General features: G+C 75.0%; 15 protein-coding genes. 6 read left to right on the forward strand and 9 right to left on the reverse strand.

Features of this window, described 5'->3' with window-relative positions; genetic code table 11:
- Positions 1 to 44: 44 nt before the first annotated feature.
- On the reverse strand, positions 45 to 293 hold the full coding sequence (locus FB554_RS10360) for a WhiB family transcriptional regulator (RefSeq protein ID WP_142007552.1): 249 nt from the start codon (positions 291 to 293) through the stop codon (positions 45 to 47).
- Between the two features lie 130 nt (positions 294 to 423).
- On the opposite strand from FB554_RS10360, the gene cofD reads away from it, so the two are divergent.
- Together cofD and cofE are read left to right on the forward strand one after the other, a co-directional pair.
- Complete coding sequence (cofD, locus tag FB554_RS10365) at positions 424 to 1,398, forward strand: 2-phospho-L-lactate transferase (protein WP_142005888.1); 975 nt, start codon at positions 424 to 426, stop codon at positions 1,396 to 1,398.
- Positions 1,395 to 2,483 (forward strand): coenzyme F420-0:L-glutamate ligase, encoded by a 1,089-nt coding sequence (cofE, locus tag FB554_RS10370; RefSeq protein ID WP_142005889.1) that lies wholly within the window; start codon positions 1,395 to 1,397, stop codon positions 2,481 to 2,483. Before cofD ends, cofE begins: the two co-directional genes overlap by 4 nt.
- A 252-nt stretch (positions 2,484 to 2,735) precedes the next feature.
- Here the strand turns inward: cofE and FB554_RS10375 are convergent, their stop codons facing one another.
- From FB554_RS10375 to FB554_RS10390, 4 genes are all read right to left on the reverse strand, one after another.
- A complete protein-coding gene (locus FB554_RS10375) occupies positions 2,736 to 3,671 on the reverse strand; it encodes a DNA-3-methyladenine glycosylase family protein (RefSeq protein WP_142005890.1) in 936 nt (311 codons plus the stop codon).
- Complete coding sequence (locus tag FB554_RS10380) at positions 3,668 to 4,432, reverse strand: hypothetical protein (protein WP_142005891.1); 765 nt, start codon at positions 4,430 to 4,432, stop codon at positions 3,668 to 3,670. Before FB554_RS10380 ends, FB554_RS10375 begins: the two co-directional genes overlap by 4 nt.
- A gap of 131 nt (positions 4,433 to 4,563) precedes the next feature.
- Positions 4,564 to 5,544 carry a hypothetical protein gene (locus tag FB554_RS10385; protein WP_142005892.1) on the reverse strand — a complete coding sequence of 327 codons (981 nt, stop codon included), beginning with the start codon at positions 5,542 to 5,544 and terminating at the stop codon, positions 4,564 to 4,566.
- The gene (locus FB554_RS10390) at positions 5,545 to 6,426 is read right to left on the reverse strand and encodes a glycosyltransferase family 2 protein (protein WP_338070564.1); all 882 of its coding nucleotides are present in this window, start codon (positions 6,424 to 6,426) and stop codon (positions 5,545 to 5,547) included.
- Between the two features lie 17 nt (positions 6,427 to 6,443).
- On the opposite strand from FB554_RS10390, the gene FB554_RS10395 reads away from it, so the two are divergent.
- Positions 6,444 to 7,577 carry a hypothetical protein gene (locus tag FB554_RS10395; RefSeq protein WP_142005893.1) on the forward strand — a complete coding sequence of 378 codons (1,134 nt, stop codon included), beginning with the start codon at positions 6,444 to 6,446 and terminating at the stop codon, positions 7,575 to 7,577.
- Here FB554_RS10395 and FB554_RS10400 read toward each other — a convergent pair.
- From FB554_RS10400 to FB554_RS10415, 4 genes are all read right to left on the reverse strand, one after another.
- Complete coding sequence (locus tag FB554_RS10400; protein WP_142005894.1) at positions 7,525 to 7,926, reverse strand: hypothetical protein; 402 nt, start codon at positions 7,924 to 7,926, stop codon at positions 7,525 to 7,527. The genes FB554_RS10395 and FB554_RS10400 overlap by 53 nt on opposite strands.
- Positions 7,927 to 7,997: 71 nt before the next feature.
- Positions 7,998 to 8,747: an SDR family NAD(P)-dependent oxidoreductase gene (locus FB554_RS10405; protein WP_142005895.1), complete on the reverse strand. Its 750-nt coding sequence runs from the start codon at positions 8,745 to 8,747 to the stop codon at positions 7,998 to 8,000.
- Positions 8,740 to 10,017, reverse strand: a complete 1,278-nt coding sequence (locus FB554_RS10410; protein ID WP_211344574.1) for an AMP-binding protein — start codon at positions 10,015 to 10,017, stop codon at positions 8,740 to 8,742. Before FB554_RS10410 ends, FB554_RS10405 begins: the two co-directional genes overlap by 8 nt.
- Positions 10,014 to 10,265: an acyl carrier protein gene (locus FB554_RS10415; protein WP_142005896.1), complete on the reverse strand. Its 252-nt coding sequence runs from the start codon at positions 10,263 to 10,265 to the stop codon at positions 10,014 to 10,016. The genes FB554_RS10410 and FB554_RS10415 overlap by 4 nt, the downstream gene beginning before the upstream one ends.
- A gap of 114 nt (positions 10,266 to 10,379) precedes the next feature.
- On the opposite strand from FB554_RS10415, the gene FB554_RS10420 reads away from it, so the two are divergent.
- The 3 genes from FB554_RS10420 to FB554_RS10430 are packed head-to-tail and all read left to right on the forward strand — an operon-like array spanning position 10,380 to position 14,311.
- Complete coding sequence (locus FB554_RS10420) at positions 10,380 to 10,892, forward strand: GNAT family N-acetyltransferase (protein ID WP_142005897.1); 513 nt, start codon at positions 10,380 to 10,382, stop codon at positions 10,890 to 10,892.
- 10 nt (positions 10,893 to 10,902) lie between these two features.
- Complete coding sequence (pseI, locus tag FB554_RS10425) at positions 10,903 to 11,961, forward strand: pseudaminic acid synthase (RefSeq protein WP_142005898.1); 1,059 nt, start codon at positions 10,903 to 10,905, stop codon at positions 11,959 to 11,961.
- Positions 11,962 to 11,965: 4 nt separating this feature from the next.
- Positions 11,966 to 14,311, forward strand: a complete 2,346-nt coding sequence (locus FB554_RS10430; RefSeq protein WP_142005899.1) for a glycosyltransferase family 2 protein — start codon at positions 11,966 to 11,968, stop codon at positions 14,309 to 14,311.
- The last annotated feature ends 5 nt before the right edge of the window (positions 14,312 to 14,316 follow it).

Genomic DNA, 14,316 nt, shown 5'->3' on the forward strand with positions numbered 1-14,316 from the left:
CTCCGGCGATGCCCCGCCGGGGGTCAGGGGTGACGGCCGAGCCGTCAGACTGCGCGCTTCTTGAGCTTGCGACGCTCTCGCTCGGACAGGCCGCCCCAGATGCCGAAGCGCTCGTCGTGGGCGAGGGCATATTCCAGGCACTCGGCCCGGACCTCGCACCCGACGCACACCTTCTTGGCGTCACGGGTCGAGCCGCCCTTCTCGGGGAAGAACGCCTCGGGGTCGGTCTGCGCGCACAGGGCACGCTCCTGCCACGACAGCTCGCCATCCTCTTCGAGCGCATCGTCGTGCATGCTGAGCAACTTCAGCTCGTGCACGGCTCCTCCTCACGATCGCGCTGCGGGTGCTGCGAACTACAGCGCTGTTATTACACTGCCGTCGTTAGCAATTCGTCAAGCGCGGGGTTGCTGAGAGACTGCCGCCATGCACATCACTGCCCTCGCCGGAGGGGTCGGCGGCGCGCGCTTCCTGCGCGGCCTGCGCCGGCACCTCGACCAGCGCGACGACGGCCCGCACGAGCTCACGATCGTCGGCAACACCGGCGACGACATCTCCCTGTTCGGGCTGCGGGTCTGCCCCGACCTGGACACCTTGCTCTACACGCTCGGCGGCGGCGTGCACGAGGGGCAGGGCTGGGGCCGGGCCGACGAGTCGTTCGCGGTGCAGGACGAGCTGCAGGCCTACGGCGCCACGCCGCAGTGGTTCCGGCTCGGCGACCGCGACTTCGGCACCCACGTCGCGCGCAGCCAGTGGCTCGCGCAGGGGCAGACGCTGTCCCAGGTGACCGCGCGGCTGGCCGCGCGGTGGGGCCTGCCCGACCAGGGCGTACGCCTGCTGCCCATGACCGACGTCCCCGTCGAGACCCACGTGGTGATCGAGCGCGACGGGCAGGAGCAGGCGATCCACTTCCAGGAGTGGTGGGTGCGCCACCAGGCCGCGATCCCCGCGCGCCGGTTCGTCGTCGCGGGGCTGGACCGGGCGGCCGCGGCCCCCGGCGTGCTGGACGCGCTGCGGTCGGCCGACGTGGTGCTGCTGCCGCCGAGCAACCCGGTCGTGTCGATCGGCGTGATCCTCGGAGTGCCCGGCGTGCGCGACGCGCTGCGCGGCACCACCGCGCCGGTCGTCGGGGTCTCGCCGATCATCGGCGGCGCCCCGGTGCGCGGCCACGCCGACGCCTGCCTGGCCGTGCTCGACCTCGAGCCCAGCGCGGCGGCGGTCGCCGGGCTCTACGCCGACTTCCTCGACGGGTGGCTGGTCGACGACGCCGACGCCGACGACCCGCTCCCCCGCGGCAGCCGCGCCACCAGCGCGCACATGCCGATCCTCATGCGCGACATCGACCACGCCGCCAAGATCGCGGGCGGCGCGCTCGACCTGGCGCTGGGGCTCGCTCGATGAGCGAACCGCTCACGATCCTGCCGGTGCGCGGGATCGCGCAGGTGCGCGCCGGGGACGACGTGGGCGCCCTCGTCGTGACGGCGCTGCGCGCGCAGGGCGAGCGGCTGCGCGACGGCGACCTGCTGGTCGTGACGAGCAAGCTGGTCTCCAAGGCCGACGACCTCGTGCCGACCACCGACGACCGCGCCGCGCTCGTGCTGGCCGAGTCCGACCGGGTCGTGAGCGAGCGCGCCACCTCGACCGGCACCACCCGGGTCGTCGCCGCGCTGGCCGGTCCGGTGATGGCGGGCGCCGGCATCGACGCGTCCAACACCGGGTCGAGCGACCTGCTGCTGCTCCCCCACGACCCCGACGCCGCCGCCGCGGGGCTGCGCGCGGCGGTCGTGGGTGCCTGGGGCGAGCCGGTGCGCGTCGGCGTCGTGCTCAGCGACACCGCCGGGCGCCCGTGGCGCGCGGGTCTCACCGACTTCGCCCTCGGCCTCTCCGGGGTGCGCGGCGTGGACGACCTGCGCGGGCGTACGGACTCCGAGGGTCGCGAGCTCGCCGTCACCGTGCGCTGCCTCGCCGACGAGGTCGCGGCCGCCGCCGACCTGGTGAAGGGCAAGCTCGACGGGGTGCCGGTCGCGCTGGTGCGCGGGCTCGACGGGCTCGTGGTCGACGGGCCGGGCACCCGCGCGCGCGAGCTGGTGCGCTCCGGCCCCGAGGACTGGTTCGCCCTCGGCCGCGCCGAGGCCGTGCGCGACGCGCTGGGCGTGCCGGCCGGGTCGCCGCTGTCGGAGTCGTGCGGCATCGAGTCGGTGCACCCCGAGCCGCTCGCCGACCGGATCGCCCGCGCCGTCCGCGTCGCGCTCGCCGACCCGGCGGTCCGGCGCGGGGGCGAGGCCGGCGTGGGCGCCACGAGCGACGGCGACCGGGTCGAGCTGCGCGCCGACGACCCGGTGCTGCTCGGCCGCGCCTGGGCCCGGGTGGAGGTCGCGCTCGCCGGGGAGCGCCTGGTCGGTGAGCGGCTGCTCGGTGAGCGGCTGCCGGACGCGGACGGTCACGGGGCCGACGGGGTGGTCCGGCTGCGGGTGCGCGAGCGCTGAGCCGCCCCGCCCCCGCAGATCGTGCGTCGACGTACGAAATGCAGCGGCCACCCCCGCAATCCCGGGCGACGCCCCCTCAGATCGTGCGTTGACGTACGAAATGCAGCGGCCACCCCCGCAATCCCGGGCCACGCCCGCGCAGATCGTGCGTGAACGTACGAAATGCAGCGGCCACCCCCACAATCCCGGGCCACGCCCCCTCAGATCGTGCGTGAACGTACGAAATGCAGCGGCGGGCCCGGTGCGCGCGGGTCACTGCGGCAGGTGGGTGGGCAGGGTGATCCGCGGCCCGCGGCGCGGCGCCCCCACGCCCGCCGTCTCCAGGAGTCGCTGGACGCGGAACCGGTGCCCGGCGTACGGCCGGAGCAGCTCGAGCATGCGCGCGTCGTCACCGACGACACCCTCGAGGGCATGCGTGACGTGCTTGGCGACGTGGTAGTCGCCGACGCTGACGGCATCGGCGTCGCCGAGGGCGCGCTGGGCGATCTCGGCCGCGGTCCAGACGCCGATCCCGGGGACCAGGCGCAGCCGCCGGCGGGCGTCGGCCGGGGCGAGGCCGGTGATCTCCGCGAGGCGCGGGGCGACCGCGAGCGCGCGCATCACCGTGTCGGCCCGCTGCGCGTCGACGCCGGCGCGCAGCCACACCCACGAGGCCACCCGGCGCCACTGCGCGACCGTGGGCTGCACGAGCAGGCCGAGGTCCGCGCCGGGTCCGGGGGCCGGTTCGCCGTAGCCGCGCACCAGCCGGCGGTAGGCCTGGAACGCCTGCCGGCCCGTGACCCGCTGCTCGACGACGACCGGCACCAGCTCGGAGACGACCAGGCCCGAGCGCGGCACCCGCCAGTGCGGCCGCTCGCGGTGCACCCGGCGCAGCACCGGATGCTCCGGCGCGGGCACGAACCCGCTGGGGTCGTCGCGGTCGCCGAGCAGCTCGGGGACCTGGGCGACCGCCCACCGCGCGCCGGGACCCCAGGCCGCCGCCTCGACCACGTCGCCGTCGGCGGCGCGCCGCACGTCCAGCCGCAGGGTCGCGGGGCCCTCGGGCGTGCGCTGCCCGAGCCAGGTGCTGCCGTCGATGCTGCGGAACGTCGGGTCGCCGGCGCCGTGCCGCAGCGGACCGATGATGGCCAGGAGCGGGACCGGCCGGCCCGGAGAGTACGTCGTGCGCTCGTCGGGCGCTGCGCTCACCGGCGGCGGAAGGTCAGCAGCACCAGGCCGATCGGCCGATCCCGGTGCTGCGCCTGCGCGCGGGTCGCCCGGGCCACGTCGTCGATGTCGAGCTCGCCCACGAGCGCGAGGCCCTGCTCGCCGGCGCGAGCCACCAGGGCGCGGACGTCGGCCACCCCGAAGCCGCCGGTCTCGACCGGGCCGAGCTGCAGGGAGACCACGACCAGGCCACCGTTCCGGACCGCGAGGCTGGAGCGCACGAGCTCCAGGTCGACGTCGTCGGGGGTGGTGCTGCGCGGGTGGAGCAGCGCCACGAGGTCGACGCTGCCGGGGTCGAGCCGGTCGCCGACCACGTCGGGGCGGGTCACGTCGAGGTGCAGCGGAGCGAAGCCCGCGGCGGTGGCCCACCGGCTGAACACCGAGCGGGACCCGGCGCCGGCCTCGATGACCACGGCGCGGCGGCGTCCGTCGTCGGCCACGCGCAGCAGCGCGGCCAGCGCCCCGAGCGCGACCCACGAGGCGGCGCCGTCGAGCGCCCGCGGCAGCCCGATCGCTCGCGCGGTGGCCCGGGCCGCGCGGGCCTGGGCGCCGTCGACGAGCACGCCGGTGGGTTGGACGCCGCGCAGGTCGGCGGCGCTCAGCTGCACCTCGTCGTGACCGCCCGGCAGCCGGCCTGCGGTCGTGCGGGCCGCGTCGACCGCTCGCCCGACCACGCGCTGCACGGCGGGGCGCTCGACCAGCCGGCGCACCTCGTCACCCGCCACCTCGGCGGCGCGCGACACCTTCGAGACCTGTTGCCCGGACGACCTCGCCGATCGACCGCGCCTGGGGGTACTGCTCACACCACGACACTACGTGGTGAACCGGGGCGCGACGATCAGGACGCCCAGGTCGCACAGGTACGTCGCGGCGACTACGGCTGCAACCGCTCGTGGACAGCGTCGTCGGGGACGACGGGTCCGAGGAACTGGTCCAGCAGCGACGTCTGCTGGCTGCTGAGGTTCGTGTCGAGGTCGGGCCGCCCGGGCACGCCCACCCGCACCGCGGGCACGCCGTGCACCGCGGCCAGGTTGAGCATGGCGGTGCTGGGTCCGCCGATCAGCCCCCCGGCGTACGCCACCGTCGGGTCGAGCTCGGCCGGTCCGGCACTGGGGAGCTCACCGACGTGCCGGTAGCGCCCCGGACGTTCGCTGGGGTGCGGTCGCACCAGCAGCTCGCTGCCGGCCTTGTCGACCTCGCCGGCGAGCCGCTCGACGTGGTCGAGGTAGACGGCTTCGCTGACGACGCCCAGCTCGATCCAGGGCTGGCTGAGCAGCACGACGCGCCGGCGCGCGACGAGCGCGTCGGACCGCAGCGGCAGGTGCCGCCGGAACTCCTCGGCGACCGGTCCGACGACGCGCCACTGCTCGCCGACCTGCTGGTACATCGGCCAGCGACGCGTGGTGAGCCAGCGGGCGCCGGCGGTGACGGCGGTGGTGCGCACGGACCGCCACGGCTCGCGCACACCCTCGCGCAGCCACGCCTCGCGGCGGGTGCGCCAGGTGCCGTAGGAGCCGAGCCCCTCGTCGGTGACGACGACGTGCATCGCGCGGCCGCGGTTGGCCCGGCGCAGCTGCGCCCACGGCTTGAGGCCGGGCACGCCGATGGAGACGTACGTCAGCTCCTGGTCGGCGGGGGCGGTCCAGCCCTCGCCGTTGATGACCTCGACCTGCAGGCCCGGCTCGTCGGGCAGCAGCGCGCGCAGGTCGGGGCGGGTGACGTCGACCTGCCCGCGGCCGGGGTAGGCCACGGTGATCGGCTGCCCGTCGGTGAGCAGGTGCCGCAGGTAGGACGCGACGTAGACCAGGTGCGTCTCGCTGGAGGCCCCGGTGACGACGACGTAGTGGCCCGCCACTCAGATCACCGGGGGCCGACCGGCCCGGGACAGCTCGCGCACCGTGCGCCAGGAGATGGGCCGGCGCGGGCCTGCCGGCTCGCGCACGCCCTCGGCGAACCCGCGGAACCACACGCGCAGCGCGTCCTTGTCGCGCACCCGGGCGAGGGTGAGCGCGGTCCAGGTGCCGAGGTAGACCGGGACGAGCGGCGCCGGCAGGTTCCGGCGCGCGACCCACACCCGGTTGCGGGCGTTGGTGCGGTAGTAGATCTCGTGCCGGGCGGCCTCGGTGTAGGGGTGGTGCACCTGGATGCCCGGGTCGTACCACAGCGTCCAGCCGTGCTCGACCAGCTGCCAGGCGAGCTCGATGCCCTCGTGCCCGAAGAAGAACTGCCCCGGCCAGCCGCCGGCCTCGCGGAACGCGTCGCGGCGCACGAGCACCACGCCCTCGGAGAACGAGGCGACCTGCCCGCCCTGGTCCTCGCCGGGCCGCACCCGCAGCCGCGGCACCCACCGGCGCGGGGCGGCGCCGGTCTCGGGGTCGGTGAGGCCGGGCTGGCACAGCGCGGCGCGCGGCCGGGTGCGCACGACCTCGACGAGCCGCGCGAGCACGTCGTCGCGCGGGATGGTCGCGTCGTCGTCGAAGAAGAACAGGTAGTCGCCGTGCACCTCGCGGGCGCCGACGTTGCGGCCCTCGGGGATGCCGGCGTTGGTCGGCAGGTAGGTCGAGCGGACCCCCTCCGGCAGCCCGCTCGGACGCCAGCCGTTGCCCACGACGACGACGTCGAGCCGGACGCCGCGCTGGCGCAGCAGGTCGCGCAGCGCGGTCGCGAGCTCGCGCGGGCGGTCGCCCATGTGCAGCACGACCGCCCCGACACTGGGCAGGGGGTCAGAGCCGGGCACCGGCCTAGGCTATCGGCGTGGCAGAGCAGACCCCGACGACCATGGCTATGGATGTCCTGTGCGAGCTGCTGGAGCGGGTGCTGCCGGCCGACGGCCCGGTGCTGCTGCTGGGCCCGCGGGCCGCGCAGCTGGCGGCCTCGCCGGCCGGTCCGCTCGCCTCGCGGGAGGTGCTGCGCCGCGGGCAGCAAGACGTGTTGCGCCCGGGCGCGTCGCACGAGGACGCCCCGGCCGACGCCGCGGTCGCGTGGAGCCCGACCGGACCCGCGAGCACCGAGCCGCTGCTGACCCAGGACCCGCCGCGCGGCACGGCCGCCGCCTGCGTCGTGCTCGACGGCCCCGAGACCGCGCTCACCCCCGACGACGAGCCGCTCACCCATGCCGGCCTGCTCGACCTGGCGCGCGCCACGCTGCGCCCCGGCGGCGTGCTCGTGGCCCTGGTCGGCAACGACCTCACCAGCCCGCTGCCGCGCAGCCCGCGCCGCGACGTGGACGCCGACTGGTGGGTCGGCAGCCCCGGGTTCGACCGCCGCCGCCCGCACGCCGGCGAGCTGGCCGCCCTCGCGCCCGGCGCCCGCGTGCTGTCCGTGCTGCCCACCCTCCCCAGCCCGTACGTCCTCGCCGGCTCCGCGGTCCCGCCGGCGCAGCTCGAGGCGGCTCTCGCGACGCTGTCGCGCGAGGTGGTGGGGGTTGCGGCCGCCCGCCGCGCGGTCGAGGCCGACGCGCTCCCCCAGCTCGCCGCGGGCTGGGTGGTCGTCGAGGGCCCGGTCGAGGAGGCGGCGCTGCCGGACGACGTGCTGCTCGTGGGCGACGCCCGACCGGCCGGCCCCGGCACCGCACGGACCGACCTCGCCCAGGCCGACCTCGCCCAGACTGACCTCGCCCAGACCGCCCTCGCCCAGAACGCCCTCGCACGGCCCGACGTGGACCGCGAAGGACCGGCCGCCGAGACGCACCGGCTGCGCGACGACCTGGCCGACCGTGACCGGCAGGTGCGCTGGCTGCAGGAGCGCTACGCCCAGCAGGAGCGCCGCATCCGGGCGCTGGAGCAGGTGGTCGACGCGACCGAGGGGCCGTTCGCCCGGCGGATGCTGCTGGTGCTCACCGCTCCGGCGTCGCGGCTGACCGAGGCGGTGCGTGCACGCCGACGGTGAGGATCAGGCCGTGCATGGCCCAGCTGTGCAGGGCCACCGGTTCGTGCTCGCCGAGGTCGGCGAGTCCGAGCCCGAACTCCTTGAGCCGCAACAGGATCGGGACGTCGAGCAGCTTGGCCATCACCTCGGCCTGGGTCCAGGCGACGAGGGTCTGCGCCTGGCCGGTGCCGACGGGCAGACCCGCGCGACGGCGTACCAGGTCGGACAGCTGCTGCCCCTCGAGCTCGGCGTCGACCGCGACCGACCAGCCCGGCGGCGGCGTGACGTCCCACGCGACGACCCGACCGTCGGCGAGGTAGGAGCGCGGCAGCCGGGGGTGGGTGTCGCGGAACCCCTGGCCGACGAGCACGGCCGGCGCCGCGAGCGCGCTCGCGAGCTCGCCGGGGATCTCCCCCCGGCGCAGCGACGCGAGCTCGCGGGTCAGATCGACCCGCCCCCGTCGATGACGATCGCCTGGCCGTTGAGGTTGGTGTCGTCGAACAGCAGCCCGCGCACGACCGGCGCGATGTTGGCGGGCGTGACCAGGCGGCCCGACGGGGTGCGGCGGCTGATCGTCGACAGCTGCTCGGTGCCGAGCACCGAGCTCATCTCGGAGGCGAAGAAGCCGGGCGCGACCGAGTTGACGAGGAAGCGGCCGTGCATCTCGCGGGCCAGCGTGCGCATGGCCGCGTCGAGCCCGCCCTTGGTGGCGGAGTAGGCGACCAGGCCGGAGTAGCCGCGCTGGGCGCAGATCGAGGTCACCATGACGATCCGGCCCCGGCCGACCTTGGCCATCGCGTGCCGGATGAACGCGCGGGTGAGGATCAGCGGCGCGGTGAGGTTGGTCTGCACGATCTGGGCGATGCGCTCGGGCGAGGTGTGCAGGTGCAGCGAGTCCTGCCCGATGGCCGCGTTGTTGACCAGCGCGTCGATCGGCCCGAGCTTCGCGGCGGCGTCCTTGAGGAACGCCTTGCCGCCGGCCTCGTCGTTGATGTCCAGCGGCGCGGCGTAGACCTGGTCGGGCAGCTCGCGCTGCAGCTGCTCGATCTCGGGGGTCAGCGAGCGCGAGAACGTCGCGACCTTGGCGCCCTGGGCCAGGGTGTCGCGCACCAGCTCCAGGCCGAGGCCCTTGGTGCCCCCGGTGATGAGCACGGTCCGGGCGGCGGGGATCGGGTCGGTGGGGTCAGACATCGCTCTTCAACGACTCCTTGATGGGGATCTCGGGCAGGATGCGCAGCCGGCGCGGGACGGAGTAGTCGGGCAGCCGCTCGGCGCACCAGGCGGTCAGCTCGGCGTCGGTGGTCGTGGCGCCCTCGCGCAGCACCACCTCGGCCATCACGACGTTGCCGACGAGCGGCGCCCGGCGGCCGCGCACGGCGGCCCACGCCACGTCGGGGTGCTCGAGCAGCACGGCCGTGACCTTCGACGCCGATGCCTTGGCGCCGCCGACGTTGATCTCGTCGGAGGCGATGCGGCCGGTGATGAGCACCCGGTCGCCCTGCACCTCGGCGCGGTCGCCCGTGCGGATCTCGGCGTCCATGCCCTCGGCCGCCTGGCTCGCGGCGATCACGAGCTCGCCGTCGTCGACCGACAGCCTCGGCCGCCCCGGGGTGTCGCGGTCGAGCCACGCCGCGGGGAAGCCCGCCCGCCCGTCGTGCACGGCGATCGCGGCGCCCGCCTCGGACGAGGCGTAGATCCACGACACGCGGGCCTGCGGGAACAGCTCGGCCAGCTGGGTGAGCACCGCCTGGTCGACGGGCTCGCCGCCGAGCGTGACCTGCTGCAGCGGCAGCCGCGCCAGGGTCTCGCCGCTGCGGAAGATCGCCTGCCGCCAGAAGGTCGGCGTGCCCGACGCCGCCGTCACCCCGGCCGCCAGCGCCTGCTGCGGCCACTCGTCGGGGCGCGCGCCGTCGACGAAGACGACGTCCTGCCCGGGCAGCGTGAGCGACAGCGTCACGACCTGCCACCAGGCGTAGGCGCCGGAGGTGTACGGGCACAGCCAGGTGCGCGCCGGCTGGTCACCGGCGACGGTGGTCAGCGACGCGATCGTGTGGGCGACCTGCTTGGGCCGGCCCGTCGACCCCGACGTCAGCAGCCAGACCCGGCCGGGCGCCGGCTCGCGCTCCGGGTCGGCCGGCTCGACGACGACGTCGGGCTCGGGCGTGCGCCGGACCAGGGCGAGCCCGTCGCGGCGCAGCTGCGCCGCCTGCTCGGCGTCGACCCGGGTCTCGGCGGCGATCAGCGTCTCGCGCTGCGAGTCGGACGCGGCGAGCCACGCCGCCTGAGCGGCCTCCAGCGGCCCGGCCGCGAGGAACGCCGCCGCCGCGGGCAGCTCGGCGAGCGTCGGACCGTCGAGGCCGGCGCCGGCGTACGGCTCGCGGGACAGCTGCTCCCAGGTGCCGTCGAAGCCGGCGGGCCCGGGGATCACCACGCGGTTGCCCGCGCCGGCGGGATAGGTCACGCGTTCTGCAGCTGGTCGAGGAAGTCGAGCACGTCGCCGACGGTCTCGATGGAGCGCAGGCCGGGGGCGTCGAAGTTGAGCTCGGTGTCGATCTCGTCCTCGACGCGCAGCGCCAGCTCGGAGAAGTCCAGCGAGCGGAAGCCGATCTCCTGCAACGACGCGGAGTCCTCGGCGGGCAGCTGCTTGCCCTGGGCCGAGAGCACCTCGGCCATCATCTCGCGCACCTGGTCCCGGCTGAGCGTGCTCATCGATCCTCGCTGACGTGTGGGTGAGGCCCGAGGCTTGCGGGCCGCGCCCCAGTGTAGGAGCCGCCGCACCGCGTCGCCCCGCCCCTGTCGCCCCGCCCCTGTAGCGTGACGCGAATGCTTCGCCCCGCCACCGACGCCGACGTCGAGCCCATCCGCCGCTGGCGCAACCACCCCGAGGTCCGCGCGGTGTCGCTCACCCAGGACGAGATCGACCCCGACACCCACGCCCGCTGGTGGGCCGGGCTGCAGGGCGACCCGTCGCGGCGGGTGCTGGTGTACGAGCGTGGCGGGGTGCCGTGCGGCGTCGTCACCTTCTTCGACATCGCCGCGGCCGACGACGGCACCCGGTCGGCGATGTGGGGCTACTACCTCGACAACGCCGGGCTCGGCGAGCGCGGCGAGCTGCTGCCCGCGTGGATGCAGATCCAGCGCGAGGCGGTGCGCTACGCCGACGCCGAGCTCGACCTGGACGTGCTCGAGGGCGAGGTGCTGGACCAGAACGCCGCCGTGCGCCGGATGAACCGGCGCAACGGGTTCGTCGAGGTCAGCAGCGACGAGCGGCAGATCGGCGACGCCACCGTCACGGTGCACCGGGTGCGTCGCGAGCGCCCCGCGGACAAGTCCTAGGCTCGACCGCATGGCCAGCACGACCAGCATCACGATCGGCGAGCACCGGATCGGTCCCGACCACGAGCCGTACATCATCGCGGAGATGTCGGGCAACCACGACGGGTCGCTCGACAAGGCGCTGGCGATCGTGCGGATGGCCGCCGAGGCGGGCGCGCACGCGGTGAAGCTGCAGACCTACAAGCCCGAGACGATCACCCTGGAGTCCGACGCGCCGGACTTCCGGCTCTCGGAGGGGCACGAGCTGTGGGGCGGGCGCACGCTGTGGGACCTCTACACCGAGGCGCACACCCCGTGGGAGTGGCACGCGCCGCTGTTCGAGGAGGCCGCGAAGGTCGGCATCACGATCTTCTCCTCGCCCTTCGACCCGACCGCGGTCGATCTGCTGGAAGAGCTCGGCGCCCCGGCCTACAAGATCGCCTCGTCGGAGATCGTCGACCTGCCGCTGGTGCGGCTGGCGGCCAGCAAGGGCAAGCCGATCATCATCTCCACGGGCATGGCGTCGGTGTCGGAGATCCACGCGGCGGTCGAGGCCGCACGCAGCACCGGCAACGAGCAGATCGTCGTGCTCGCCTGCACCGCCAACTACCCCGCCGACCCGAGCGAGTCCAACCTGCGCGGCATCCCGGTGATGCGCGACGCGTTCGGCACGCTCATCGGCTACTCCGACCACACCATCGGCATCGGCGCCCCGATCGCGTCGGTCGCGCTCGGCGCGGTCCTGGTCGAGAAGCACGTGACGCTGCAGCGCGAGGGCGGCGGCGTCGACTCCTCCTTCTCCTCCGAGCCCGACGAGCTGGCCGCCCTGGTCTCGCAGACCAAGGTCGCCTGGCAGTGCCTCGGGGAGCCGCGCATCGGCGCCCGGCAGCAGGAGCAGGAGGGGCTGCGCTTCCGCCGCAGCCTCTACGTCGTCGCCGACGTCCGCGCCGGCGACCCCGTGACCGCCGACAACGTGCGGTCCATCCGACCCGCGAACGGCCTTGCGCCCGATGAGTTCTCGCGGGTCGAGGGCCGCAGGTTCACCCGCGACGTGGCCCGCGGGACCGCGCTGTCGTGGGACCTGATCTGAGCCGATGACCCGACCGCTGCTCAGCGTCGTCGTCCCCTACTACGGCGTCGAGGCCTACCTGCGCGACTGCCTGGAGTCGATCCGCCGCTCGACCCTCGACGACCTCGAGGTCGTGCTCGTCGACGACGGCAGCCCCGACGACAGCGTCGAGATCGCGCGGGAGTACGTCGACCTCGACAGCCGCTTCCGCCTGGTCCAGCAGGACAACGCCGGGCTGGGGCCGGCGCGCAACACCGGCACCGCGCAGGCGAGCGGCGACTACCTCACCTTCGTCGACTCCGACGACCTGGTGCCGCGGCGGGCGTTCGAGCAGATGGTGGGCTCCCTGGAGCACAGCGGGTCCTCGTTCGTGCTGGGCAACGCCAAGCGGTTCAGCCGTACGTCCGGCGTGCGTCAGTCCTGGACCCACCAGCGGCCGTGCGCGCGCGACGCGCGGGCCACGCACGTGCTGGAGAAGCCGGTGCTGGTGATGGACCGGATGGTCTGGAACAAGGTCTACCGGCGCAGCTTCTGGGACGAGTTCGGCTACGCCTTCCCGGCGATCAAGTACGAGGACTACCCCGTCACGATGGCGGCGCACCTCGACGCGCTGACCGTCGACGTGCTGCGCACGCCGGTCTACTACTGGCGCGAGCGCGAGTCGGGCGACTCGATCACCCAGCAGGTGTTCCGCTACGACAACCTGCTCGACCGGGTCGTCTCGGCCGAGCGGGTGCTCGACCTGGTCGACTCGCGCGCCACCCCCGAGGTGCGCCGGTCGACCCACGACTACCTCGCCGGCATCGACGTGGTCGCGCTGGCGCAGGCGTTCGCGGTCGTGCCGCCGGAGGACCTCGACAAGACCGTCGAGCTCGGCACCCGGCTCATGGGGCGGTTGCAGTTCGACATCGGCAAGCGCCCCCGCTTCGACCAGCTGCAGATGCACGCCCTGCGCGACGGCGACGCCGAGCTGCTCGTCGAGCTCGCCCGGTTCCGCGACGAGGGCGGGCTCGTCGGCGGCGGCCGGATCACCCGCAACCGCGCGGCGCCGTGGCGGTTCGACATCGGCTTCCCAGGACGCCGCCGCTCGTCGGCGCCCCGCAAGGCGTTCACCATCCCGACGACCTCGCTGAAGCTGCGCAGCACCGTCGACCACGTCGGCTGGGCCGGCACCACCGCGCTCGTGCAGGGCACCGCCGAGATCACCCAGGTGCCGATCCGCGACGACTCCACGCTGCGGGTCAACCTGGTCAGCGGCATCGAGCGCATCGAGCTGCCGGTCGAGCGGATCGACACCACCGACCAGTTCTCCGGCCGCAGCCGCGTCGGCTTCCGCACCCGGGTCGACGTGCCGCGGCTCGCGGCCGAGCACGACCTGGTGTGGCCGGTGCGCTTCGAGCTCGACCTCGACAACGGCGGGGTGCACCGCGTCGCGCAGCTGCAGGGCATGCGGCCCGGCAGCCCGACCTATCCCGACGGCGCGTGGCTGTCGCCGACCGAGTGGGTGCAGCCCGGCAAGGGTCCGGCCGGCGCCTTCTGCCTGCACCGCAGCCCCGCCCCGGTCACCGTCGAGTCGGCCGCGGGCGAGGGTGACGCGATCCGCCTCGTCGTGCACAGCCCGTACGCCCTCAACCGGGCCGACCTCGAGGTGCGCCTCCCCCGGGGCACGCTGACCTTCCCCGCCGCTCTCTCCGACGACGGCCGGGTCGCCGAGGTGGCGCTGCCCGGTGCGGCGCTGGCGACCGGCGACGAGCCCGACGACCCGTTCACCCTGCGCGCCACGCGCGCGGTGCGGCTCGAGACCGACCTGGGCTCCCACCAGATCGTCTGGCCCGCGCACCGGCGCAACGCCGCGGTCGACGCCGACGGCCGGCTCATCCAGCTCACCCGCTCGCCCTTCGGGCTGGTGCAGCTCACCCACGGACCCGCCTTCCCGGCGGCCGTGGCCGCGCGGATCACCCCCGACCGACTCGTGGTCGAGGGGCGGCGCTGGAGCAGCGAGCCCGTTCAGGGCATCACCTGGCGCCGGTTCCTTCCAGGCACCGACGACTACGTCGAGATCCCTTGTGCCGTCAGCGATCTCGGCCCCGAGGCAGGGGCCGACGGTGATGGCGGCACCGGGGCCGTCGGGTGGCAGGCCGCGGTCGACCCCGCCGCGCTCGTCCCCGAGCACGACGCGCCGAGCCACCCCGGCGCCCCCGCGGCCTACTGGACCCTGTTCGCCGAGCTCGAGCAGGACGGCGTGCAGACGGGTGTGCAGGTCATCTGCGAGCCCGGGCTCATGGCGCAGCTGCCCGCGGAGGTCACCACGCAGGGCCGCCACGTCACCGTCACCACCGCCGCCGACTCGGTGCACGCGCAGGTACGGTGACGCCG

Source organism: Barrientosiimonas humi, from assembly GCF_006716095.1.
In the GTDB taxonomy this organism is placed as follows: domain Bacteria; phylum Actinomycetota; class Actinomycetes; order Actinomycetales; family Dermatophilaceae; genus Barrientosiimonas; species Barrientosiimonas humi.